The following is a 23,816-nucleotide window of genomic DNA, read 5'->3' as shown; positions in this document are numbered from 1 at the left end:
TTCGTCTTACTCTCAGCAAGGATCTGGTTTTCATGTTTTCAGGGCTGTTAATCATTCTGGTTCCCCTTATTGTGGGCTACCTTATTCCGCTTCGGTACAGGGCTGCATTAAAACTCATCAATCGCCTGTTGAGCTGGATCGTCTACCTTATTCTCTTTTTTATGGGTATCAGCCTGGCGTTTCTGGATAATCTCGCCAGCAACCTGTTAGCCATTCTTCATTATTCTGCGGTCAGCGTGACGGTCATTTTGTTGTGTAATATTGCGGCGCTGTTCTGGCTGGAGCGTTCACTGCCCTGGCGACATAACCACAAGCAAGAAAAGCTACCCTCGCGAATTGCGATGGCACTTGAGTCGCTTCAGCTTTGTGGCGTCGTCGTCGTGGGTTTTCTGCTCGGCCTCACCGGTCTTCCTATTCTGCAGCACGCCACCGAAGCCAGCGAATATACGTTAATCTTTTTACTGTTCCTGGTCGGGATTCAACTGCGCAACAGCGGTATGACCTTAAAGCAAATTGTGCTGAATCGCCGGGGGATGATTGTTGCGGTGGTCGTCGTCGCCAGTTCGATGCTGGCGGGGGTTATCAATGCGTTGATCCTCGGCCTGCCGCTGAAAACCGCGCTGGCGATGGCGTCTGGTTTTGGCTGGTACTCCCTGTCCGGTATTCTGTTAACCGAATCGTTCGGGCCGGTGATTGGTAGCGCCGCCTTCTTTAATGACCTGGCCCGCGAATTGATTGCCATTATGTTGATTCCTGGAATGGTGGGCCGCAGCCGCTCAACCGCGCTGGGGCTATGTGGCGCGACATCAATGGATTTCACCTTACCGGTGCTACAACGCAGCGGCGGTCTGGAGATGGTTCCGGCAGCCATCGTCCACGGCTTTATTCTGAGTCTGTTAGTGCCTTTGCTGATGGCGTTTTTCTCCGCCTGACATCAGGACAAATACCTCTCTGGCGGTAGTCATCTACCGCCAAAATTGCGCTAAATCAATCTCCCTGCAAGTTGTAGCAGAAATCCCTTTTATCCCTTCGCGCACAGGCATAACCTTAAACATGTATATTAAATATAACTTTAAAAGGTGTGACCATGTTTTGTGTGCAATGTGAACAAACCATCCGTACTCCGGCAGGAAACGGCTGCTCTTACGCGCAGGGTATGTGCGGTAAAACGGCTGAAACCTCCGATTTGCAGGATCTGCTGATTGCTTCCCTACAAGGTCTGTCTGCATGGGCTGTTAAGGCACGTGAATACGGCATCATCGACCATGAGGTTGATAACTTTGCGCCGCGTGCATTCTTCTCCACGCTGACCAACGTTAACTTCGATTCCCCGCGTATTGTTGGCTATGCCCGTGAAGCTATCGCCATGCGCGACGCCCTGAAAGCGCAATGCCTGAACATCGACGCGAACGCAGCGGTCGCTAACCCGATGGCCGATCTGCAACTGGTCAGCGACGATCTGGGCGACCTGCAACGTCAGGCCGCTGAATTTACCCCGAACAAAGACAAAGCAGCCATCGGCGAGAACATTCTCGGCCTGCGTCTGCTGTGCCTGTACGGCCTGAAAGGTGCGGCAGCTTACATGGAGCACGCGCACGTTCTCGGTCAGTACGACAACGACATCTACGCTCAGTACCACAAAATCATGGCATGGCTGGGAACCTGGCCTTCCGATATGAACGCTCTGCTGGAGTGCTCAATGGAAATCGGCCAGATGAACTTCAAAGTGATGAGCATTCTGGATGCTGGCGAAACCACTAAATACGGCCACCCGACGCCAACTCAGGTCAACGTCAAAGCAACCGAAGGTAAGTGCATCCTGATCTCCGGTCACGACCTGAAAGATCTGTACAACCTGCTGGAGCAGACCGAAGGTACCGGCGTTAACGTCTATACCCACGGTGAAATGCTGCCGGCGCACGGCTACCCGGAACTGCGTAAGTTCAAACACCTGATCGGTAACTACGGCAGCGGCTGGCAGAATCAGCAGGTTGAATTTGCCCGCTTCCCGGGCCCAATCGTAATGACCTCTAACTGCATCATCGACCCAACCGTTGGTGCCTACGATGACCGTATCTGGACTCGTAGCATCGTCGGTTGGCCGGGTGTAAGCCACCTCGAAGGCGACAACTTCGCTCCGGTAATTGCTCAGGCTCAGCAGATGGCGGGCTTCCCGTACAGCGAAATTCCGCACCTGATCACCGTTGGTTTCGGTCGTCAGACTCTACTGGGCGCTGCTGATACCCTGATCGACCTGGTAAGCCGCGAAAAACTGCGTCACATCTTCCTGGTTGGCGGTTGTGATGGCGCGCGTGGCGAACGTAACTACTTCACCGACTTCGCCACCAGCGTGCCGGACGACTGCCTGATCCTGACTCTGGCGTGCGGTAAATACCGTTTCAACAAACTGGAGTTCGGCGATATCGAAGGTCTGCCGCGTCTGGTCGATGCAGGTCAGTGTAACGATGCATACTCTGCCATCATCCTGGCGGTAACCCTGGCTGAGAAACTGGGCTGTGGCGTGAACGATCTGCCGCTGTCTCTGGTGCTCTCCTGGTTCGAACAGAAAGCGATTGTCATTCTGCTGACCCTGCTGTCTCTGGGTGTGAAAAACATCGTCACTGGCCCGACTGCGCCTGGCTTCTTCACGCCGGACCTGCTGGCAGTTCTCAACGAGAAGTTCGGTCTGCGTTCCGTGACCACCGTTGAAGAAGACATGAAGCAACTGCTGAGCGCGTAAGGAGTAAAGAATGACAATGCCAACTCATCAGTGCCCATGGCGGATGCAGGTTCATCACATCCATCAGGAAACGCCGGATGTATGGACAATTTCGTTGCTGTGCCACGACTATTATCCGTACCGCGCCGGGCAGTATGCACTGGTCAGCGTGCGTAATTCAGCGGACACGCTGCGTGCTTACACCCTCTCTTCAACGCCTGGCGTTAGCGAATACATCACGCTGACCATCCGCCGCATTGACGATGGCGCAGGCTCACAGTGGTTAACCCGCGACGTGAAGCGCGGCGACTATATCTGGCTGTCCGATGCAATGGGTGAATTCACCTGTGAAGATAAAGCGGAAGACAGGTTCCTGATGCTGGCCGCTGGCTGTGGCGTCACGCCAATCATGTCAATGCGTCGCTGGTTGGCAAAATACCGCCCACAGGCAGATGTGCAGGTGATCTTTAACGTCCGTTCACCGCAAGATGTCATTTTTGCCGACGAATGGCGCGAGTATCCGGTGACCTTAGTTGCTGAAAACAATGCCACTGACGGTTTTGTTTCCGGCCGACTGACCACCGAACTGCTGCAAAGCGTACCGGACCTGGCTTCGCGCACCGTGATGACCTGCGGCCCGGCGCCGTATATGGATCTGGTCGAGAAAGAAGTCAACGCGCTGGGCGTGACACGCTTCTTTAAAGAGCAGTTCTTCACCCCAGTAGCTGAAGCCGCCACCAGCGGTCTGAAGTTCACCAAACTGCAGCCGGCAAAAGAGTTTTATGCGCCGGTAGGCAGTACGCTGCTGGAAGCGCTGGAAAGCAATAAAGTGCCGGTTGTCGCCGCATGCCGTGCGGGCGTTTGCGGCTGCTGCAAAACCAAAGTGGTTGACGGTAACTACACGGTCAGCAGCACCATGACGCTGACCGACGCAGAAATTGCTGAAGGTTATGTGCTGGCTTGCTCCTGTCATCCGCAGGGTGATTTAGTGCTGGCGTAATTGGCCGATATCTGATGTACAAAAGGCTACCCGGTTATATCGGGTGGCCTTTTTTTATGCTGTCAGACGCTGCAAAATTCCTATTTTTTCCCCCTCCCAGGCAAAATACCGTCTTCCTCTCGCGAATTATCGACCACACTTACCTGGCACAGGTTAAGCAAAACCCCGACTACCACGTCGAACTTTCTACAAAGGATCCCCATGAAAAAAGTGGCCATCGTCGGCGTAGGTCCCACCGGAATTTATACGTTTCATGCCCTCGTTGAGCGCGGTGAACCGCTGGAGATACAGCTTTATGAGCAAGCTGAGGAAGCTGGCGTAGGCATGCCTTATAACAGCGACAACAACGCAGACCACATGCTGGCCAATATAGCCAGCATTGAGATCCCGCCGATTTATATCAGTTATCTGACGTGGCTACAGAATCAAAGCGATGAATACCTGGCGCAGTTTCGGCTTGAACGTACATCGTTGCATGAGCGGCAATTTTTGCCCCGCGTGATCCTCGGCGACTATTATCGCGATCGTTTTTTAGCCATTGTCGATAAAGCGCAAAGATCCGGGTTCACAATTCGCGTATTTGAATCAAGTAAAGTCACCGACCTGCAAGCAAACCCGACTGGGGTCTCCCTGTGGATCAATCACGCGTCACAGCCCGTCGAAGTGGATTTCGCCGCTATCGCCAGCGGTCATCTGTGGCCAGAAACTGATGCTCAAGCACGCAAGTTTTTCCCCAGTCCGTGGACCGGCCTGATGGAGGCGCAGATTAGCGCTTGCAGGGTGGGTATTCTGGGCACCTCGCTAAGCGCTATCGACGCGGCGATGGCCGTGGTCAGTCAGCATGGTACCTTCACCACCAATACCGACCGTTCACTGCAGTTCACGCGTAAACCCGACAGCCAAAACCTGAAGCTGACCCTGATGTCGCGCAGCGGTGTGCTGCCTGAAGCGGATTTTTACTGCCCTCTTCCCTATGAACCGCTGAATATCGCGACGCAAGAAGCGATTGAAAACGCCATTGCCGAGGGCCAAAACGGATTACTGGACCGCATCTTCCGGCTTATTGTGCAACAACTGCAAGACGCGGCCCCTGGGTGGTGCCAACAGGTTGCACTTGCAACGCTTAACGCTGACACATTCCCCGAGGTCTATTTTGCCGACAGGCTCAAGCATGACCCTTTTGACTGGGCGAGGCGTAACCTGGTGGAGGTTGAACGCAACAAGCAGGAACAACATACCGTCGCCTGGCGCTATACCTTATTGCGCCTACACGAGATTATTGAAGAGATCGTTCCTCATCTTGATGCTCGCGACGAAAAACGTTTCAGGCACGGACTGGCGCGCGTCTTTATTGATAACTATGCGGCAATCCCGTCTGAATCTATCCGCCGATTGCTGGCTCTGCACGATGCCGGACTGATTGAGATCCTCGCACTCGGCAAAGATTATGAGCGTACGAATGAGCAGGAAAGGACGGTCATTTACCACCACGGTCAGCGCAGTGAATTTGATGTATTTATTGACGCCCGAGGACAACGGGCATTGCAGAGCAAAGATATTCCGTTCCCAACGCTACGCGATCAACTGCTGGCCTGTGGCGATGAGATCCCGGATATCGGCGAAGATTACACGCTGCAAGCGCCGGAAAACGCCCGCAACCGCATCGCCTTTGGCGGATTGCCGTGGTTGATGCACGACCGTCCCTTTATTCAGGGGCTGGTGGTTAGCGCTGAAATAGGCGCCGCGATGGCAAAGGCATTGACGCAACGAGCACTGAAACGTCGGCACAAACTGTGGAGCAGTGACGAGATGGATTAGCGGCCAGACTTAATGGCGAGGCGGAGATAGGTTATCGCGTCCCCGCCTCTGTCTTGATTCTCGGATGGCAAACTATCGCCAGGCCGAGTTTCCGGCAACGGAGAAACGCCCCGCGCCCAAAAATGCCACGGCCAGAGCGCCGATGAAGAAATACACCAGACTTTCAATTGCCCATGCGCCGGTTTTATCCAGTGACCAGGTTTCACCCATCCCGACCATCAGCCATGCCACCACCATCGTAAACGCCAGCCCCAACGCCGCCGGACGCGTCAGGATCCCAAGAATAATCAGGCACGGTGCCACAACCTCTCCCAGCAGAACGCCATACGCAATAAAGCCAGGGAAACCTTTCGCTATCAGCATGCCACTGATGCCATCAATACCCGCGAACAGTTTATGCAGCCCATGAAACAGCATTAATCCCCCCACGGCAATACGTAACAAAAACTTGCCAAAATCTTCATGAGTCAGTACCCGGTTAACTGTATTTAATAGTTTTATAACCATTTGAATTTATTCCTTGTTTCACCATGTCCAATAACAAACTACGCTTAATACAGGCTTAATGAAACCTGCCGGAAATAAGAGGTAATGATAAGCATAACTATTATCTTCATCTAAACTTGTAACCGGTATCACATTAAAGGAGAAGGAAAACCATGAAACAAACGGTTGCCGCTTTTATTGCTAAAACACTCGAACAAGCTGGCGTTAAACGCATTTGGGGTGTGACGGGTGACTCGCTAAATGGCCTTAGTGACAGTCTGAATCGTATGGGAACGATTGACTGGATGCCAACCCGTCATGAAGAGGTTGCGGCCTTCGCCGCGGGCGCTGAAGCGCAGTTGACGGGAGAACTGGCCGTCTGCGCAGGCTCGTGTGGACCAGGCAACCTGCACCTGATTAACGGCCTGTTTGATTGCCACCGCAACCACGTCCCGGTGCTGGCAATTGCTGCACACATTCCATCCAGTGAGATAGGCAGCGGTTATTTTCAGGAGACCCACCCGCAAGAGTTGTTTCGCGAATGTAGCCACTATTGCGAGCTGGTTTCCAGCCCTGAACAGATCCCACAGGTGCTGGCAATTGCCATGCGTAAAGCGGTGCTCAACCGCGGCGTCTCCGTGGTGGTATTACCCGGCGACGTTGCGCTGAAGCCAGCACCTGAAAGCGCCAGCACTCACTGGTATCATGCGCCGCTCCCGGTGGTCACTCCGGAAGAAGAAGAGCTCAGAAAACTAGCGCAACTGCTACGCTACTCCAGCAATATCGCCCTGATGTGTGGCAGTGGCTGCGCCGGTGCGCATAAAGAACTGGTTGAGTTTGCTGCTAAAATAAAAGCGCCGATTGTGCACGCCCTGCGTGGTAAAGAGCATGTGGAGTACGACAACCCTTACGACGTGGGCATGACCGGGCTGATCGGCTTTTCATCCGGCTTCCATACCATGATGAATGCCGACACGCTGATCCTGCTCGGTACCCAATTCCCCTATCGCCCGTTCTACCCCACCGACGCCAAGATTATTCAGATTGATATCAATCCGGCGAGCATTGGCGCGCACAGTAAAGTTGATATGGCGCTGGTAGGCGATATTAAATCCACACTCCGCGCCCTGCTGCCGCTGGTGGAAGAAAAAACCGATCGGCAGTTCCTGGATAAAGCGCTGGAACACTATCGTGAGGCGCGTAAAGGGCTGGATGATTTAGCCAAACCCAGCGATAAAGCCATTCATCCGCAGTATCTGGCGCAGCAGATCAGCCATTTTGCCGCTGACGACGCCATCTTCACCTGCGACGTTGGCACACCAACGGTGTGGGCGGCACGTTATCTGAAAATGAACGGTAAACGCCGTCTGATCGGTTCGTTTAACCACGGGTCGATGGCCAATGCCATGCCGCAGGCGCTCGGCGCACAAGCAACCGAACCGGGACGCCAGGTTGTCGCAATGTGCGGTGACGGCGGTTTTAGCATGCTGATGGGCGACTTTCTGTCGGTCGTGCAAATGAAGCTGCCGGTGAAGATTATTGTCTTCAACAACAGCGTGTTGGGGTTTGTGGCGATGGAGATGAAAGCTGGCGGTTATCTGACCGACGGCACCGAACTGCACGATACAAATTTCGCACGGATTGCCGAGGCTTGCGGCATCACGGGCATTCGCGTGGAGAAATCCTCAGAGGTTGATGAAGCGCTGCAAAGGGCGATGTCGATTGACGGTCCGGTGCTGGTCGATGTGGTCGTCGCGAAAGAAGAACTGGCGATCCCGCCGCAGATCAAACTCGAACAAGCTAAAGGTTTTAGCCTGTATATGCTGCGCGCAATCATCAGCGGGCGCGGTGATGAAGTGATCGAACTGGCGAAAACTAACTGGCTCAGGTAAAACAGAGGGCATTACCTCACTTAAAAAGGAATGCCCGTGATTGATTTACGCAGTGATACCGTCACCCGACCAAGTCGCGCCATGCTCGAAGAGATGATGGCCGCCCCGGTCGGGGACGACGTCTACGGTGATGACCCTACCGTTAACGCCCTCCAGCAATACGCAGCCGAGCTTGCTGGCAAAGAAGCCGCAATTTTCTTACCCACAGGCACTCAGGCGAACCTGGTGGCTCTCCTCAGCCATTGTCAGCGCGGCGAAGAGTATATCGCCGGTCAGGGCGCGCATAACTATCTCTACGAAGCGGGTGGCGCAGCGGTACTCGGCAGCATTCAACCGCAACCTATCGACGCCATGCCGGATGGCTCTTTGCCGCTGGACAAAGTGGCGGCAAAAATCAAAGCGGACGATATCCATTTTGCCCGCACGCGTCTGCTCAGCCTGGAAAACACCCACAACGGCAAAGTGCTACCACGCGAGTATCTGAAAGAGGCCTGGGAATTCACCCGTGAGCGCAATCTTGCGCTGCATGTCGACGGCGCGCGTATTTTTAACGCCATCGTCGCCTATGGCTGTGAGTTAAAAGATGTCACGCAATACTGCGATTCGTTCACCATTTGTCTTTCCAAAGGTTTAGGAACGCCGGTAGGCTCACTGCTGGTCGGCAGCCACGAGTACATCAAGCGCGCCATTCGCTGGCGTAAAATGACCGGTGGCGGAATGCGTCAGGCCGGTATTCTGGCGGCGGCTGGACTGTATGCGCTGAAAAATAACGTGTCGCGCTTACAAGAAGACCATGACAACGCCGCCTGGATGGCGGAACAACTGCGCGAAGCAGGAGCGGACGTCATGCGCCACGACACCAACATGCTGTTTGTCCGCGTTGGCGAAGAACACGCTGCGGCACTGGGCGAGTACATGAAAGCGCAAGGCGTGCTGATTAACGCCTCGCCGATTGTGCGTCTGGTGATGCATCTGGACGTATCGCGTGAACAGCTTGCTGAAGTCGTCGCCCACTGGCGCGCTTTTTTAACCCGCTAAGGAGATGGGCGTGCCGCAACGGATTTTGGTTCTTGGCGCCAGTGGCTACATTGGTCAGCATCTGGTACAGGCGCTCAGTCAGCAAGGGCATCAGGTGCTGGCTGCGGCACGCCGCATCGAGCGGCTGGAAAAGCAGCAGTTGGCCAACGTCAGTTGCCATAAGGTCGATTTGAATTGGCCAGATAACCTAACGCCGCTGCTGACCGGCGTTGATACGGTCTATTACCTGGTCCATGGCATGGGAGAAGGCGGTGATTTTATCGCCCATGAGCGCCAGGTAGCAATGAACGTGCGCGATGCGCTACGTGATACGCCAGTCAAACAGCTTATTTTCCTGAGCTCATTACAGGCTCCCCGGCATGAACAATCCGATCATCTGCGTGCGCGACAGATAACCGCGGACACCCTGCGCGAATCAGGCGTGCCGATGACCGAATTGCGCGCTGGTATTATCGTAGGGGCAGGTTCTGCCGCCTTTGAAGTGATGCGCGACATGGTCTACAACCTGCCGGTACTCACCCCTCCGCGCTGGGTGCGCTCGCGTACCACGCCTATCGCGCTGGAGAATTTAATGTACTACCTGGTGGCGTTGTTGGATCATCCTACACGCCAACACCGCGTACTCGAAGCCGCCGGGCCGCAGGTATTGAGCTATCAGGAGCAGTTCGAGCATTTTATGGCGGTCAGCGGTAAACATCGCCTGCTCATCCCTGTCCCCTTTCCTACCCGCTGGATTTCGGTCTGGTTTTTGAACGTCATAACGTCAGTGCCGCCGACCACGGCAAAAGCGCTGATACAGGGGTTAAAACACGACCTGCTGGCCGATGACACTGAATTACGCACGCTGATCCCGCAAAAGCTGATTGCCTTTGATGACGCGGTGCGCAGCACGTTGAAAGAAGAAGAGAAGCTGGTTAATTCCAGCGACTGGGGTTACGACGCGCAGGCATTTGCCCGCTGGCACCCCGAATATGGCTATTTCGCTAAACAAGCTGGCTTTAGCGTTGAAACCTCCGCCAGTCGGCAGGCGCTGTGGCAAGTGGTGAATCGCCTCGGCGGCAAAGAAGGCTATTTCTTTGGCAATATTTTATGGAAAACGCGCGCGGCGTTGGACCTGCTGGTCGGCCATAAGCTGGCGAAAGGCAGACCGCAACACTCTCTGTTGCAGGTTGGCGATACCGTTGATAGCTGGAAAGTTATCATCGTTGAGCCAGAAAAACAGCTGACGCTGCTGTTTGGGATGAAAGCGCCAGGATTGGGTCGTCTGAGCTTCACGTTGGAAGATAAAGGCGACCACCGACGCATTGATGTCCGCGCCTGGTGGCATCCGCATGGCATGCCAGGCCTCTTCTATTGGCTGCTGATGATCCCGGCGCATCTGTTCATTTTCAGAGGGATGGCGAAGCGTATTGCTAAACTTGCAGAACAAATCACAGACTCATGATAAAAAGAGCCTGTATTCTTTCATGTTTCCCATTGCATACAGACGAAATTCACGGAAGAATGCGCACGACGTTTTTTAAACACAGTGGATTGATATGAAGGTACTGGTTACCGGAGCCACCAGCGGCTTAGGCCGAAACGCGGTTGAGTTTTTATGCAGCAAAGGCGTCAGCGTCAGAGCTACCGGTCGCAACGAAGCGATGGGCAAGCTGCTGGAGAAAATGGGCGCAGAGTTTGTGCATGCCGATTTGACCGAGCTGGTCTCTTCGCAGGCAAAAGTGATGCTCGCCGGTATCGATACGCTGTGGCACTGCTCCAGTTTTACCTCACCATGGGGAACTCAGGAAGCCTTCGATCTGGCCAACGTTCGCGCAACCCGCCGTCTGGGCGAGTGGGCCGTGGCCTGGGGCGTTCGTAACTTCATTCATATCTCATCACCGTCGCTCTATTTTGATTATCACCACCATCGCGATATCAAAGAGGACTTCCGCCCCCAACGCTTCGCCAATGAATTCGCCCGCAGTAAAGCGGCTGGCGAAGATGTGATTGCGTTGCTGACACAGGCCAACCCGCAGACCCGTTTTACGGTATTGCGTCCGCAAAGCTTGTTCGGACCACACGATAAAGTTTTTATCCCGCGCCTGGCCCATATGATGTACCACTACGGCAGCATTCTGTTGCCGCACGGCGGAAGTGCGCTGGTGGATATGACCTACTACGAGAATGCGGTGCACGCGATGTGGCTGGCAAGTCAGCAAGCCTGCGATAATCTGCCGTCGGGTCGTGCGTACAACATTACCAACGGCGAGCATCGCACCCTGCGCAGTATTGTGCAGAAACTCATCGACGAGCTAAATATTGATTGTCGTATCCGATCCGTGCCCTACCCGATGCTGGATATGATTGCCCGCAGCATGGAGCGGTTAGGCAATAAATCGGCGAAAGAGCCAAAGCTTACGCATTACGGCGTCTCGAAGCTGAATTTTGACTTTACGCTGGATACCACCCGCGCTCAGGAAGAATTAGGTTATCAGCCCGTTGTGACGCTGGATGAAGGGATTGAGCGTACCGCGGCCTGGCTGCGTGACCACGGCAAGCTGCCGCGTTAACCCTGCCCGTATTTCTCCAGTAACGCTTCGGCAATCGCCTGAGTTTCTGCATCCGCCACGCCGTTCCACAACGTCGGGCGGAAGTGCATCTGGAAGGCCATAATCACCCGCCGCTGTTCACGCGGCGTCATTTCAGGTTTTACCTCATAACCATAGCGCGACAGCAGATCGAGCAATGATGAGGTTTCTACCGGTGTATCGGGCGCTCGCCCGGCAAGATAAAACGCCACCCGCTGAGCATCCGGCCACGCGCCAATTCCCTGAGCGGCCAGTTCTTCCCATGGAAACAGCGGACCTGGATCGTCCTTGCGCTGCGGTGCGACATCCGCATGGGCCACCACGTTCTGTGGTTTTATGTCATAACGGGCAATAATATCTTTCGCCAAGGGGATTAACGCCTGAATTTGCGCGGGTTCAAACGGCGCAAAATACTTGCTGCCCGCCGATTTTTGCCAGCCGCGGTTTTCCAGCTCAATGCCGATCGAGGTATCGTTAATTCGCGTAGCGCCGCGCCAGAAGCTAATCCCCGCATGCCAGGCCAGATCTTTTTCCGGCACCAGTTGCCAGATACGCGGTTTGCCGTGGTAGAGCGGCGGCACTGCCGGGATCAGATAGTGCGAGCTGACGTTTTTATCGGTCAGCGTAGCCAGAGAAGAGTCGAAATCATCGGCCGTGTAATGGATAACCAGCACTTTAATGCGCGGGTAAGCAGCCTGCGCCTGACGACGGGTATCTAACTGATACCCATCTTTGTCGACAATCCCTTTTTCGCCAGCACATCCTACCAGCAGCAGCGTTAATGCCAGGAGAGACAGCAGACGCTTCATCGGCGAGTTTTCACCGCGGTGCCGCTGACGCTCACCATCAGCATGCTACCGTCTTTGCCTACGGTTTCGTAATCGATATCGATACCGACAACCGCATCAGCACCGAGCGCTTTTGCCTGTTCACCAAGCTCCTGAAAAGCAATCTCACGCGCTTTACGCAGTTCTTTTTCATACGCGCCGGAGCGACCGCCGACGATATCGCGAATGCCGGCGAAGAAATCGCGGAAGATATTCGCGCCTAAAATGGCTTCGCCAGTCACAACACCGCAGTATTCCACGATGCTCTGCCCTTCCAGCGTAGGGGTAGTCGAAAACTGCATGGTAAATCTCCTTTTTGCGCTAAGAGCACGATCTCAAAAGCATTATCGAACCGATCCACTATCATTGAAAGGATATATTCTTTACACAAAATAATTCGAGTTGCAGGAAGGCGGCAAGAGAGTGAATCCCCAGGAGCATAGATAACTATGTGACTGGGGTGAACGCACGTAGCCAACGCACAAGCAACTTGAAGTATGACATGTAAATCAACGTAGAACACTAATAGTAGAAAGCTAATAAGGAAATCATTATGCGCTACTCGAAACTCTCTCTGCTGGTTCCATGTGCACTACTTCTCAGCGCCTGTACTACCGTAACGCCGGCCTACAAAGATAACGGCACGCGTAGCGGCTCATGCGTAGAAGGCGGGCCAGACAGCGTGGCTCAACAATTCTATGATTACCGTATTCAGCACCGAAACAATGACATTACCCCCCTTCGTCCGTACCTCAGCGACAACCTGGCGAAACTGCTGAACGATGCCAGCCGTGATAACGCGTATCGCGATCTGTTTAACAGCGATCCGTTCTCTAGTCGCGCTACGTTACCGGACAGTGCCAGCGTCGCCAGCGCATCGACCATTCCGAATAGTGATGCACGCAACATTCCGCTGCGCGTAGAGCTTAAACAGGGTGACCAAAGCTGGCGTGATGAAGTGCTGATGATCCGCGAAGGCCAGTGCTGGGTAGTTGACGATGTCCGCTATCTGGGCGGCAGCGTACACGCGCCAGCCGGGACGCTGCGCCAGTCTGTCGAAAACCGCTAACCGCCCCATTCACCCGCCTGAATCATAACCCCCATAAATTGTCTGGCATTCTGCATAGAATGCCGACAATTATTCTTGCCCACTGGTGGCCCCGCTATTTTGTGCTATGTTTAGATAAGAATGCGGTTTGCATTTAACTTTTAACGCATAAATATTGCATAACTATTCTGTCAAAGGTAGTATCTGCGGCTTCAATAGCTATCAGACTGCCAGTATCGAGTGTCAATGAGTATTCAATTAAACGGCATTAACTGCTTCTACGGCGCACATCAGGCGCTGTTCGATATCACGCTGGATTGCCCTCAGGGTGAAACACTGGTGTTACTTGGCCCAAGTGGAGCCGGGAAAAGCTCGCTGCTGCGCGTACTCAACCTGCTTGAGATGCCGCGCTCGGGCACACTCTCTATTGCGGGTAACCGTTTCGACTTCACGAAGACCCCGTCAGACAAAGCCATTCGGGAGCTGCGTCAGAACGTGGGCATGGTCTTCCAGCAATACAACCTTTGGCCGCATCTCACGGTTGTGCAGAATCTGATTGAAGCGCCCTGCCGCGTACTGGGTCTGACAAAAGATCAAGCGCTGGCGCGTGCCGAAAAATTGCTGGAACGTCTGCGCCTGAAGCCGTACAGCGATCGCTACCCACTGCATCTCTCCGGTGGCCAGCAACAGCGTGTGGCCATTGCCCGCGCGTTGATGATGGAGCCGCAGGTGCTGCTGTTTGATGAACCTACCGCAGCGCTTGATCCGGAAATTACTGCCCAAATCGTCAGCATCATTCGTGAACTGGCGGAAACCAACATTACTCAGGTGATCGTCACCCACGAAGTGGAAGTTGCACGTAAAACGGCCAGCCGTGTGGTGTATATGGAAAACGGTCATATCGTCGAGTTTGGGGATGCGAGCTGCTTTGCCAACCCGCAAACCGAAGCGTTTAAAAACTATCTCTCTCACTAAGATTCGGGACAATACAATGAAAAAAGTTCTGATTGCCGCGCTAATCGCAGGTTTTAGCCTTTCCGCTACCGCAGCCCAAACCATTCGTTTCGCCACCGAAGCGTCTTATCCTCCGTTTGAATCTATTGATGCGAATAACAAAATCGTAGGGTTTGACGTTGATCTGGCGAATGCGCTGTGTAAAGAGATTGACGCGACCTGTACCTTCACCAATCAGGCCTTCGACAGCCTGATCCCGAGCCTGAAATTCCGTCGTTTTGACGCGGTGATGGCCGGTATGGACATCACGCCAGAGCGTGAAAAACAGGTTCTGTTCACCACCCCGTATTACGACAACTCTGCCCTGTTTGTTGGCCAACAGGGTAAATACACCGGCATTGACCAGCTGAAAGGCAAAAAAGTCGGTGTACAAAACGGTACTACGCACCAGAAATTCATCATGGATAAACATCCGGAAGTGACCACCGTACCGTATGACAGCTACCAGAATGCCAAACTCGATCTGCAAAATGGTCGTATTGACGGCGTATTTGGTGATACCGCAGTGGTGACCGAATGGCTGAAAGACAATCCAAAGCTGGCCGCAGTTGGCGACAAAGTGACGGATAAAGATTACTTCGGTACGGGTCTGGGCATCGCTGTGCGCCAGGGCAATACCGAGCTGCAGCAGAAATTTAACGCTGCGCTGGAAAAAGTGAAGAAAGATGGGACTTACGAGACCATCTACAACAAATGGTTCCAGAAGTAATACTTGATGAATGAATTTTTTCCTTTAGCAAGCGCCGCCGGGATGACCGTCGGCCTTGCCGTTTGTGCGCTGATTATTGGCCTCGCGCTCGCCATGTTTTTTGCCGTCTGGGAGTCAGTAAAATGGCGTCCAGTGGCATGGACGGGTTCAGCCCTGGTCACCATCCTGCGTGGTCTGCCGGAAATTCTGGTGGTTCTGTTCATCTATTTCGGCTCTTCACAGCTGCTGCTGACGCTGGCCGATGGCTTTACGATCAATCTCGGGTTTGTACAAATCCCGGTTCAGATGCAGATCGAAAACTTCGACGTCAGCCCGTTCCTGTGCGGTGTAATTGCGCTGTCATTGCTGTATGCGGCTTACGCGTCGCAAACGCTGCGTGGCGCGCTGAAGGCCGTACCACTCGGACAATGGGAATCAGGTCAGGCGTTGGGTTTGTCTAAAGCCGCGATCTTCTTTCGCCTGGTGATGCCGCAGATGTGGCGTCACGCTCTGCCGGGACTGGGTAACCAGTGGCTGGTATTGCTGAAAGATACCGCGCTGGTCAGCCTTATCAGCGTGAACGATCTGATGCTGCAAACCAAGAGCATTGCCACCCGTACCCAGGAGCCGTTTACCTGGTACATTGTGGCGGCGGCTATTTACCTGGTGATTACGCTGGTGAGTCAGTACATTCTCAAACGCATTGACCTGCGCGCGACACGATTTGAGCGGAGACCAGGCTGATGCTTGAGTATTTACCTGAATTGTTAAAAGGGCTGCATACCAGCCTGACGCTGACGGTCGCCTCCATCGTGGTTGCTCTGGTGCTGGCGCTGGTTTTCACCGTCATCCTGACGCTAAAAACGCCGATTGTGGTCTGGTTGGTTCGCGCCTATATCACGTTGTTTACCGGTACTCCGCTGCTGGTGCAAATCTTCCTGATCTACTACGGGCCAGGGCAGTTCCCGACGCTACAGGAGTATCCGGTACTGTGGCACCTGCTCTCTGAACCGTGGCTGTGCGCCTTAATTGCGCTATCGTTAAACAGTGCGGCTTATACCACTCAACTGTTCTACGGTGCTATCCGCGCAATCCCGGAAGGCCAGTGGCAGTCCTGTGGAGCGTTGGGGATGAGTAAGAAGGATACGCTGGCGATTCTGTTGCCGTACGCCTTTAAACGCGCCCTCTCCTCGTATTCCAACGAAGTGGTGCTGGTGTTTAAAAGTACCTCACTGGCATACACCATCACGCTGATGGAAGTCATGGGCTATAGTCAGCTGCTGTACGGTCGCACTTATGACGTCATGGTTTTCGGCGCGGCGGGTGTGATTTACCTGATCGTCAACGGTTTGCTGACGCTGATGATGCGCTTGATCGAACGTAAAGCGCTGGCGTTTGAACACCGGAATTAAATCGGTTTTTATGTCTGATGGCGCTACGCTTATCAGGCTACGATTCATCTTCCGTTGTACACTCTCCGGTGAATATGCATAAAGCCAAAATAAAAAAGACGGACAACAACCTAAATTGTCCGTCTTTTTTTATATCAGAAAAAATAGTTAATCATTTTTATTGCATATAAATTCATTAAATGGCATTGTTAATTCACGCCGCAGACACGGTAAATAATCATAAGATTGACAGACGGGAGTTCCACCATGAAAAAGTTAGTACTGGCCGCATTACTTGCTACTTTCGCCGCAGGCACCTCAGCTGCTGATAAAATTAGTTTCGGTGTATCAGCGACTTATCCGCCATTTGAGTCACTGGATGCAAGCAATAAAATTGTCGGTTTTGACATCGACCTGGCAACGGCACTGTGCAAACAAATGCAGGCTGACTGTACTTTCACCAATCATGCTTTTGATAGCTTGATTCCCGCGCTGAAATTCAAAAAATATGATGCGGTGATTTCCGGAATGGACATCACGCCTGAGCGTAGCAAGCAGGTGGCATTTACTCAGCCTTACTATGCAAACTCCGCGCTGGTGATTGCGAAAAAAGACACCTATAAAACCTTTGCCGACCTAAAAGGGAAACGCATTGGCATGGAAAACGGTACCACGCACCAGAAATACCTGCAGGACAAACACCCTGAAGTGAAAACCGTGGCCTACGACAGCTATCAGAATGCGATTATCGACCTGAAAAATGGTCGTATTGATGGCGTATTTGGCGATACCGCCGTGGTTAACGAGTGGCTGAAAACCAACCCACAGTTAGGTGTAGCCACTGACAAAGTGACCGACCCACAATACTTCGGTACTGGTCTTGGCATTGCGGTTCGCCCGGATAACAAAGCCCTGCTGGAAAAACTGAATAGCGCGCTGGCCGCAATCAAAGCTGACGGCACGTACCAAAAAATCAGCGATCAGTGGTTCCCACAGTAACGTCCACCCAATCTGAAAAGCCGCATCCTGCGGCTTTTTTTATCTCTTCGCCTTCGCTTTCAGTCAGTTCTTACGCCATAAACCCATTCCTGGCGTACACTTGTTAAAACGAAAAAAAGTGAGGCAAACGGATGATAGCGTTCCCTGCCAGTTTACTGATCCTCAACGGAAAAAGTGCTGATAATCTCCCCCTGCGTGATGTCATTGCAGAGCTACGCGATGAAGGCGTGGAAATCCATGTTCGCGTTACCTGGGAAAAAGGCGACGCACAACGCTACGTTGATGAAGCTCGCCAGTTAGGTGTTGCAACGGTGATTGCCGGCGGCGGCGACGGCACAATTAACGAAGTCTCGACGGCGCTGATCCAGTCGCAGGGCGGCAATATCCCGGCGCTAGGTATTTTACCGTTGGGAACGGCGAATGATTTTGCAACCAGCGTAGGCATACCCGACGCCCTTGATAAGGCGTTAAAACTGGCTATCGCCGGAAATGCGACTGATATCGATATGGTTCAGGTCAATGATAAAACCTGTTTTATCAATATGGCGACCGGCGGCTTCGGTACACGCATCACCAGCGAGACGCCAGAAAAACTCAAGGCCGCATTAGGTGGCGTATCGTACTTTATTCACGGATTAATGCGCATGGATACGCTCAAACCCGACATCTGCGACATTCGTGGGGAAGATTTTCACTGGCAGGGTAAGGCGCTGGTCATTGGTATCGGTAATGGTCGTCAGGCCGGTGGTGGGCAACAGCTTTGCCCGACGGCGCTGATCAACGATGGTCTGCTGCAACTGCGTATTTTTACCGGCGAAGAGCTGCTGCCAGGGCTGCTTTCGGCGTTAACGCAATCCGAAGACAACCCTAACATCATCGAAGGCGCATCATCGTGGTTTGATATCCGCGCCCCGCACGAAATTACGTTTAATCTCGATGGCGAACCGCTTAGCGGACAAGAATTTCATATTGAAATCCTGCCCGCAGCGCTACGTTGCAGACTGCCGCCGGGTTGTCCACTACTGCGTTAACACGACGACACCCCAACTGGAATCAGGCAATGGTGACTTTGCTGTCCAGATAAACATCCTGCACGGCGTTAATCAGCTTAACGCCGTCAGCCATGGTTTTCTTGAATGCTTTTCGTCCAAGAATCAGCCCCATGCCGCCAGCACGTTTGTTAATCACCGCCGTACGTACCGCATCGCTCAGATCGGTTTCGCCGCCAGCCGCACCGCCAGAGTTAATTAATCCGGCGCGCCCCATATAGCAGTTCGCCAGTTGATAACGCACCAGGTCAATTGGGTTGTCGCTGGTCAGCTTGCTGTAAACGCGATCGTCGGTGTAGCCAAAGTTGACTGCTTTATACCCGCCGTTATTTTCCGCCATTTTCTGCTTAACGATATCCGCCCCGATAGTGGCTGCCAGATGGTTAGCCTGCCCGGTGAGATCGGCGGAAACATGGTAATCCACGCCATCTTTTTTAAACGCGGAGTTACGCAGATACGCCCACAGCACGGTGACCATGCCCAGTTCATGAGCACGCTCGAACGCCGCAGAAATCTCTTCAATCTGGCGACGGGACTCCTCTGAACCGAAATAGATGGTTGCCCCTACCGCAACCGCGCCCATATTGAATGCCTGTTCTACGCTGGCATACAGCGTCTGGTCAAACGTATTGGGGTAGCTCAGCGTTTCGTTGTGGTTAATTTTTACAAGAAACGGAATGCGGTGCGCGTAGCGACGGGAGACGGAAGCCAGCACGCCATAGGTCGATGCCACGCAGTTACACCCTGCTTCGATAGCCAGTTCCACAATATTCTTCGGATCAAAGTACAGCGGGTTAGCCGCGAACGATGCCCCCGCGGAGTGTTCCACGCCCTGATCCACCGGTAGAATCGACAGATAACCTGTCCCGGCCAGTCGGCCCGTGTTATACAGCGTTTGCATATTACGCAGCACCGCTGGCGGACGGTTGTTATCCACCATCACGCGATCGACGTAATCATGTCCAGGCAGGTAAAGTTGGTCAGAAGGAATGGTCATACAACGATGCTGTAAAAGGTTGTCGGCATCTTTGCCAAGCAACTGCGCAATATCAGTCATAGCTATGCTCCCGTAAGTTCCGATTTGAAACCGGAATGTGGATTGTCCTGACCCGCTTTGTTGCGGGCAGCAATAAGCCTGGTACCGACTGCGTTTTTTTTCCATCTTTAGCGCACTTTTCAGCAACTTCTGCTGGCTCGATTCAGGAAGAAATAATGTTAAGGCGGTCAAATTTAGACCTCAAAGGTATTTTAAAGGTATTATCGAATGGTACTATCAGTGCGTACCTTACCTGTCATGAAGGATTTAAAGATGAAAACTACAGTTAAGCTGTCGTTCATGATGTTTGTAGAGTGGTTTATCTGGGGCGCCTGGTTTGTACCGCTGTGGCTGTGGCTGAGTAAAAGTGGCTTTAGCGCCGGGGAGATCGGCTGGTCCTACGCCTGTACCGCGATTGCTGCGATCCTGTCGCCCATCCTGGTCGGTTCTGTCACTGACCGTTTTTTCTCCGCGCAAAAAGTGCTGGCGGTGCTGATGTTCGTCGGCGCTATTTTGATGTACTTCGCCGCCCAGCAAACCACCTTCAGCGGATTTTTCCCGCTGTTACTGGCCTATTCGTTGACCTATATGCCGACGATTGCGCTGACCAACAGTATCGCTTTTGCCAACGTCAGTGACGTTGAACGTGATTTCCCGCGCATCCGTGTGATGGGGACCATTGGCTGGATCGCCTCTGGTTTGGCCTGCGGTTTCTTACCGCAAATGCTTGGCTATAGTGACATCTCCCCTACCAATATTCCTCTGCTTATCACTGCCGGAAGCTCCGCTCTGTTAGGCGTCTTTGCGTTCTTTTTACCGGATACGCCGCCGAAAAGTACCGGCAAAATGGATTTCAAGGTCATGCTGGGTCTGGATGCGCTGATCCTGCTGCGGGATAAGAACTTCCTCGTCTTTTTCTTTTGCTCTTTTCTGTTCGCGATGCCGCTGGCGTTCTATTACATCTTCGCCAACGGTTATCTGACAGAAGTCGGGATGAAAAACGCCACCGGCTGGATGACGCTGGGCCAGTTCTCTGAAATCTTCTTTATGCTGGCGCTACCGTTTTTCACCAAACGCTTTGGCATTAAAAAGGTATTGCTGCTTGGTCTTATTACTGCGGCTATCCGCTACGGATTTTTTGTTTACGGCGGCGCGGAAGAATATTTCACTTACGCCCTGCTGTTTCTCGGCATTCTGCTGCACGGCGTCAGTTACGACTTCTACTACGTCACAGCCTACATTTATGTCGATAAAAAAGCGCCCGTACATATGCGCACCGCGGCGCAAGGGCTTATCACCCTCTGCTGTCAGGGATTCGGTAGCCTGCTCGGTTATCGTCTGGGCGGCGTGATGATGGAAAAAATGTTTGCTTATCAGGAACCGGTGAATGGTCTTACCTTTAACTGGGCTGGCATGTGGGGATTTGGCGCGGTCATGATCGCCGTCATTGCCGTAATGTTTATGATTTTCTTTCGCGAGTCAGATAAAGAAATCACCGCCATTAAGGTGGACGATCGCGATGTAGCGTTGAAACAAGGGGAAGTAAAATGAAAGCAGAACGTATTCTCGGTGCTCTTTATGGGCAGGCGTTAGGGGATGCGATGGGTATGCCGTCGGAACTGTGGCCAAGAACCCGGGTTAAAGCCCATTTCGGTTGGATCGACCGTTTTTTACCCGGCCCTGCGGAGAATAATGCCGCCTGCTATTTTAACCAGGCGGAGTTCACTGATGACACCTCCATGGCGCTGTGTCTGGCTGATGCCCTGCTTGAGTGCGACGGAGAGATTGTACCCGACGTTATTGGCCGCAATATTCTGGCCTGGGCCGAACGTTTTGATGCTTTTAATAAAAACGTGCTCGGCCCGACCTCAAAAATTGCCCTAAAAGCCATTCGCGACGGCAAACCTGTCGCCGAACTGGAAAATAGCGGCGTTACCAACGGAGCGGCAATGCGCGTTTCACCGCTGGGATGTCTGCTCCCCGCGCGCGATCTCGATGCCTTTATCGATGATGTGGCATTAGCCTCCAGCCCGACGCATAAATCGGATTTGGCTATCGCTGGCGCAGTGGTGGTCGCATGGGCGGTATCACGCGCTATCGACGGCGGAAAATGGTCAGAGATTGTCGACGCGCTGCCAGCCATTGCCCGGCATGCGCAGCAAAAAAGGATCACTACCTTTAGCGCATCGCTCTCTGCACGCCTTGAACTGGCGCTGAAAATTGTCCGTAACGCTGACGGCATTGAGTCTGCCTGCGAGCAGTTGTATCAGGTTGTAGGGGCCGGAACCAGCACCATTGAATCCGTGCCTTGCGCCATCGCTATGGTTGAGCTGGCGCAGACCGATCCTAACCGCTGCGCCATTCTGTGTGCGAACCTCGGGGGCGATACCGACACCATCGGGGCGATGGCAACCGCCATTTGTGGCGCGCTCCACGGCGTAAGTGCGATTAATCCGGCATTGAAACATGAGCTCGATGCGGTAAATCAGCTGGACTTTATCCGCTACGCCAGTGGATTGATGCGACTGCGCGAGCAGCGGGAGGCACTATGAGCACCACGCGTCTGCAACAACTTCTCCCGCAGTTACGCACACAGCGACCCGTTACGGTGGTGGGTGCGGCGGTGATTGATGTCATTGCCGATGCGTATGCCCTTCCCTGGCGCGGATGTGACATTGAACTCAAACAGCAAGGGGTGAACGTTGGCGGCTGCGCGCTCAATATTGCCGTAGCACTCAAGCGGTTAGGTATCGACGCCAGTAATGCTTTACCGCTGGGTCAGGGGGTGTGGGCCGATATTATCCGCAACCGGATGGCAAAAGAGGGACTGCACAGCCTGATCGATAACGCCGCAGGCGATAACGGCTGGTGCCTGGCTCTGGTCGAGCCGGATGGCGAACGTACCTTTATGTCCTTTAGTGGCGTCGAAAATCAGTGGAACGCTGACTGGCTGGCACAGCTGGAGATCCCACGTCACAGCCTGGTTTATCTCTCGGGCTATCAGTTAGCCTCTCCGTGTGGTGAGTTGCTGGTGCATTGGCTGGAAGAGCTGGAGGAAGTGACGCCGTTTATCGATTTTGGCCCACGCATCGGCGACATTCCCGAGCCCTTACTGGCAAGAATTATGGCCTGCCGTCCACTGGTATCGCTCAATCGGCAGGAGGCGGAAATTGCCGCCGAGCGGTTTGCATTAAGCCAGGATATAGAAGGTTTTGGCGCACAATGGGTGCAACGTTTTGCCACACCGGTGGTGGTACGCCACGATAAAGACGGTGCGTGGTATTTCAGCACGCAAACTTCCGGTTGCATACCGGCATTTGCGACAGCGGTCGTTGATACCATTGGCGCTGGTGACAGCCACGCTGGCGGCATGCTGGCGGGACTGGCGTCTGGCTGGTCGCTGGCTGACGCGGTACTGCTTGGAAACGCCGTGGCGTCCTGGGTGGTAGGGCATCGCGGGGGCGATTGCGCCCCTACGCGCGAGGCGTTACTCCTCGCACACAAACACGTATAGATCGCTTCGACAATAGCTGATGCTGTATTCAATAGGCCGTTGCTGCTGGTCAAGCGCTACCTGCTTGATCACCAGCACCGGCACTTTGCTGTCCATTTGAATGTGCGCCTGGAATTCTGCGTCAGGCATTCGGGCACTGACACGTGAGCGCGTGCGCTGCGGGAAAATATACTGGCTGCGAAAATAGTCATACAGTGAAACGCCGATGGCATCCACGTCATGGATTAGATGGGCAGGAACCCATGACTCTTCAATAGAAACCGCATCTTCATCTACGTAGCGAATGCGCTTGAGCAAGAAGACGTCACTCCCCGTGGCAACAGCCAGCTGCTGCGCTACCTCTTCCGGGCAAGGCACAATCCGCTTGTTAACCCACAGCGTATCTGGTTTTTTACCGCGCAACACCACCTGCTGTGAAAAACCACGCGCTTCTTTTAGCGAATACTCGAAGATGTTATTGATCTGCGTCCCGTAACCGCGGGCGCGCGTCACGACGCCTTCTTCTTCCAGGGCCTGCATCGCCTTACGAACCGTAATTCGCGAAACGCCAGTCAACTGGCTGAGATCGCGCTCGCCGGGCAGGATGTTTCCATGCTCCAGAATCCCGCTACGCACAGCGTTTTTCACCGTTTGCGCAAATTTCATATACAGCGGCGTGTTATCTGCCGCGGAAATACGTTCATTCAGTTGCGCGATAAGCTGGGTATGCGCTTGTTCCATTTATCTT

23 protein-coding genes are annotated in these 23,816 nt (G+C 53.5%); 18 read left to right on the top strand and 5 right to left on the bottom strand.

The annotated features are described in order from the left end of the window. The first annotated feature begins 32 nt into the window (after positions 1 to 32). The 4 genes from HV243_RS09020 to HV243_RS09005 all read left to right on the top strand — a co-directional run bounded on the left by HV243_RS09020 (position 33) and on the right by HV243_RS09005 (position 5,537). Positions 33 to 932 (top strand): lysine exporter LysO family protein, encoded by a 900-nt coding sequence (locus HV243_RS09020; RefSeq protein WP_053388843.1) that lies wholly within the window; start codon positions 33 to 35, stop codon positions 930 to 932. 155 nt (positions 933 to 1,087) lie between these two features. Then, the gene (gene hcp, locus HV243_RS09015) at positions 1,088 to 2,740 is read left to right on the top strand and encodes a hydroxylamine reductase (RefSeq protein WP_016153657.1); all 1,653 of its coding nucleotides are present in this window, start codon (positions 1,088 to 1,090) and stop codon (positions 2,738 to 2,740) included. A 10-nt stretch (positions 2,741 to 2,750) separates the two neighbouring features. Then, positions 2,751 to 3,719 carry an NADH oxidoreductase gene (hcr, locus tag HV243_RS09010; RefSeq protein WP_016153658.1) on the top strand — a complete coding sequence of 323 codons (969 nt, stop codon included), beginning with the start codon at positions 2,751 to 2,753 and terminating at the stop codon, positions 3,717 to 3,719. A 201-nt stretch (positions 3,720 to 3,920) separates the two neighbouring features. After that, entirely contained in the window at positions 3,921 to 5,537 is a 1,617-nt protein-coding gene (locus HV243_RS09005; RefSeq protein ID WP_053388842.1) for an FAD-NAD(P)-binding protein, read from the top strand. A 72-nt stretch (positions 5,538 to 5,609) separates the two neighbouring features. Here the strand turns inward: HV243_RS09005 and HV243_RS09000 are convergent, their stop codons facing one another. Further along, positions 5,610 to 6,044 (bottom strand): DoxX family membrane protein, encoded by a 435-nt coding sequence (locus HV243_RS09000; RefSeq protein ID WP_016156945.1) that lies wholly within the window; start codon positions 6,042 to 6,044, stop codon positions 5,610 to 5,612. A 152-nt stretch (positions 6,045 to 6,196) separates the two neighbouring features. Here HV243_RS09000 and poxB point away from each other — a divergent pair, with 152 nt between their 5' ends. The 4 genes from poxB to HV243_RS08980 all read left to right on the top strand — a co-directional run bounded on the left by poxB (position 6,197) and on the right by HV243_RS08980 (position 11,505). Beyond that, the gene (poxB, locus tag HV243_RS08995; RefSeq protein WP_049281964.1) at positions 6,197 to 7,915 is read left to right on the top strand and encodes a ubiquinone-dependent pyruvate dehydrogenase; all 1,719 of its coding nucleotides are present in this window, start codon (positions 6,197 to 6,199) and stop codon (positions 7,913 to 7,915) included. A gap of 36 nt (positions 7,916 to 7,951) precedes the next feature. Continuing rightward, positions 7,952 to 8,953, top strand: a complete 1,002-nt coding sequence (gene ltaE / locus HV243_RS08990; protein WP_016153662.1) for a low-specificity L-threonine aldolase — start codon at positions 7,952 to 7,954, stop codon at positions 8,951 to 8,953. 10 nt (positions 8,954 to 8,963) lie between these two features. Continuing rightward, positions 8,964 to 10,397 carry an SDR family oxidoreductase gene (locus HV243_RS08985; protein ID WP_053388865.1) on the top strand — a complete coding sequence of 478 codons (1,434 nt, stop codon included), beginning with the start codon at positions 8,964 to 8,966 and terminating at the stop codon, positions 10,395 to 10,397. A gap of 94 nt (positions 10,398 to 10,491) precedes the next feature. Beyond that, a complete protein-coding gene (locus tag HV243_RS08980) occupies positions 10,492 to 11,505 on the top strand; it encodes an NAD(P)-dependent oxidoreductase (protein WP_016153664.1) in 1,014 nt (337 codons plus the stop codon). Here HV243_RS08980 and HV243_RS08975 read toward each other — a convergent pair. Both HV243_RS08975 and HV243_RS08970 read right to left on the bottom strand, forming a co-directional pair. Then, positions 11,502 to 12,332 carry an N-acetylmuramoyl-L-alanine amidase gene (locus HV243_RS08975; RefSeq protein ID WP_016156948.1) on the bottom strand — a complete coding sequence of 277 codons (831 nt, stop codon included), beginning with the start codon at positions 12,330 to 12,332 and terminating at the stop codon, positions 11,502 to 11,504. The genes HV243_RS08980 and HV243_RS08975 overlap by 4 nt on opposite strands. Continuing rightward, complete coding sequence (locus HV243_RS08970) at positions 12,329 to 12,652, bottom strand: heavy metal-binding domain-containing protein (protein WP_001160725.1); 324 nt, start codon at positions 12,650 to 12,652, stop codon at positions 12,329 to 12,331. Before HV243_RS08970 ends, HV243_RS08975 begins: the two co-directional genes overlap by 4 nt. A 251-nt stretch (positions 12,653 to 12,903) precedes the next feature. Between HV243_RS08970 and HV243_RS08965 the strand changes: the two genes are divergently transcribed. The 7 genes from HV243_RS08965 (at position 12,904) to yegS (ending at position 18,521) form a co-directional block, all read left to right on the top strand. Further along, positions 12,904 to 13,419 carry a lipoprotein gene (locus HV243_RS08965; protein ID WP_053388841.1) on the top strand — a complete coding sequence of 172 codons (516 nt, stop codon included), beginning with the start codon at positions 12,904 to 12,906 and terminating at the stop codon, positions 13,417 to 13,419. A 225-nt stretch (positions 13,420 to 13,644) separates the two neighbouring features. Further along, complete coding sequence (gene artP / locus HV243_RS08960) at positions 13,645 to 14,373, top strand: arginine ABC transporter ATP-binding protein ArtP (protein ID WP_016156950.1); 729 nt, start codon at positions 13,645 to 13,647, stop codon at positions 14,371 to 14,373. A gap of 16 nt (positions 14,374 to 14,389) precedes the next feature. After that, positions 14,390 to 15,121, top strand: coding sequence for an arginine ABC transporter substrate-binding protein ArtI (gene artI, locus HV243_RS08955; RefSeq protein ID WP_016156951.1), 732 nt, complete (start codon positions 14,390 to 14,392; stop codon positions 15,119 to 15,121). A 6-nt stretch (positions 15,122 to 15,127) separates the two neighbouring features. Beyond that, on the top strand, positions 15,128 to 15,844 hold the full coding sequence (gene artQ / locus HV243_RS08950; RefSeq protein ID WP_016153668.1) for an arginine ABC transporter permease ArtQ: 717 nt from the start codon (positions 15,128 to 15,130) through the stop codon (positions 15,842 to 15,844). Beyond that, a complete protein-coding gene (artM, locus tag HV243_RS08945; RefSeq protein WP_016153669.1) occupies positions 15,844 to 16,512 on the top strand; it encodes an arginine ABC transporter permease ArtM in 669 nt (222 codons plus the stop codon). Before artQ ends, artM begins: the two co-directional genes overlap by 1 nt. 246 nt (positions 16,513 to 16,758) lie before the next feature. Further along, positions 16,759 to 17,490 carry an arginine ABC transporter substrate-binding protein ArtJ gene (artJ, locus tag HV243_RS08940; protein WP_053388840.1) on the top strand — a complete coding sequence of 244 codons (732 nt, stop codon included), beginning with the start codon at positions 16,759 to 16,761 and terminating at the stop codon, positions 17,488 to 17,490. A gap of 131 nt (positions 17,491 to 17,621) precedes the next feature. Continuing rightward, complete coding sequence (yegS, locus tag HV243_RS08935; RefSeq protein ID WP_046275436.1) at positions 17,622 to 18,521, top strand: lipid kinase YegS; 900 nt, start codon at positions 17,622 to 17,624, stop codon at positions 18,519 to 18,521. 22 nt (positions 18,522 to 18,543) lie between these two features. Here the strand turns inward: yegS and fbaB are convergent, their stop codons facing one another. Beyond that, entirely contained in the window at positions 18,544 to 19,596 is a 1,053-nt protein-coding gene (gene fbaB, locus HV243_RS08930) for a class I fructose-bisphosphate aldolase (protein ID WP_016153672.1), read from the bottom strand. Between the two features lie 252 nt (positions 19,597 to 19,848). On the opposite strand from fbaB, the gene HV243_RS08925 reads away from it, so the two are divergent. The 3 genes from HV243_RS08925 to HV243_RS08915 are packed head-to-tail and all read left to right on the top strand — an operon-like array spanning position 19,849 to position 23,089. Next, complete coding sequence (locus HV243_RS08925; protein ID WP_016153674.1) at positions 19,849 to 21,126, top strand: nucleoside permease; 1,278 nt, start codon at positions 19,849 to 19,851, stop codon at positions 21,124 to 21,126. Beyond that, on the top strand, positions 21,123 to 22,127 hold the full coding sequence (locus HV243_RS08920) for an ADP-ribosylglycohydrolase family protein (protein WP_053388839.1): 1,005 nt from the start codon (positions 21,123 to 21,125) through the stop codon (positions 22,125 to 22,127). The genes HV243_RS08925 and HV243_RS08920 overlap by 4 nt, the downstream gene beginning before the upstream one ends. Beyond that, a complete protein-coding gene (locus HV243_RS08915) occupies positions 22,124 to 23,089 on the top strand; it encodes a PfkB family carbohydrate kinase (RefSeq protein ID WP_053388838.1) in 966 nt (321 codons plus the stop codon). The genes HV243_RS08920 and HV243_RS08915 overlap by 4 nt, the downstream gene beginning before the upstream one ends. Here the strand turns inward: HV243_RS08915 and HV243_RS08910 are convergent. Further along, positions 23,063 to 23,809, bottom strand: a complete 747-nt coding sequence (locus tag HV243_RS08910; RefSeq protein WP_053388837.1) for a GntR family transcriptional regulator — start codon at positions 23,807 to 23,809, stop codon at positions 23,063 to 23,065. The two genes, HV243_RS08915 and HV243_RS08910, sit on opposite strands and share 27 nt — an antisense overlap. Positions 23,810 to 23,816: the final 7 nt, after the last annotated feature.

Origin of the sequence: Citrobacter sp. RHBSTW-00599 (assembly GCF_013784065.1) — a bacterium.
GTDB classification, from domain to species: domain Bacteria; phylum Pseudomonadota; class Gammaproteobacteria; order Enterobacterales; family Enterobacteriaceae; genus Citrobacter; species Citrobacter braakii.
This window is presented reverse-complemented; position numbering and strand designations above follow the sequence as displayed.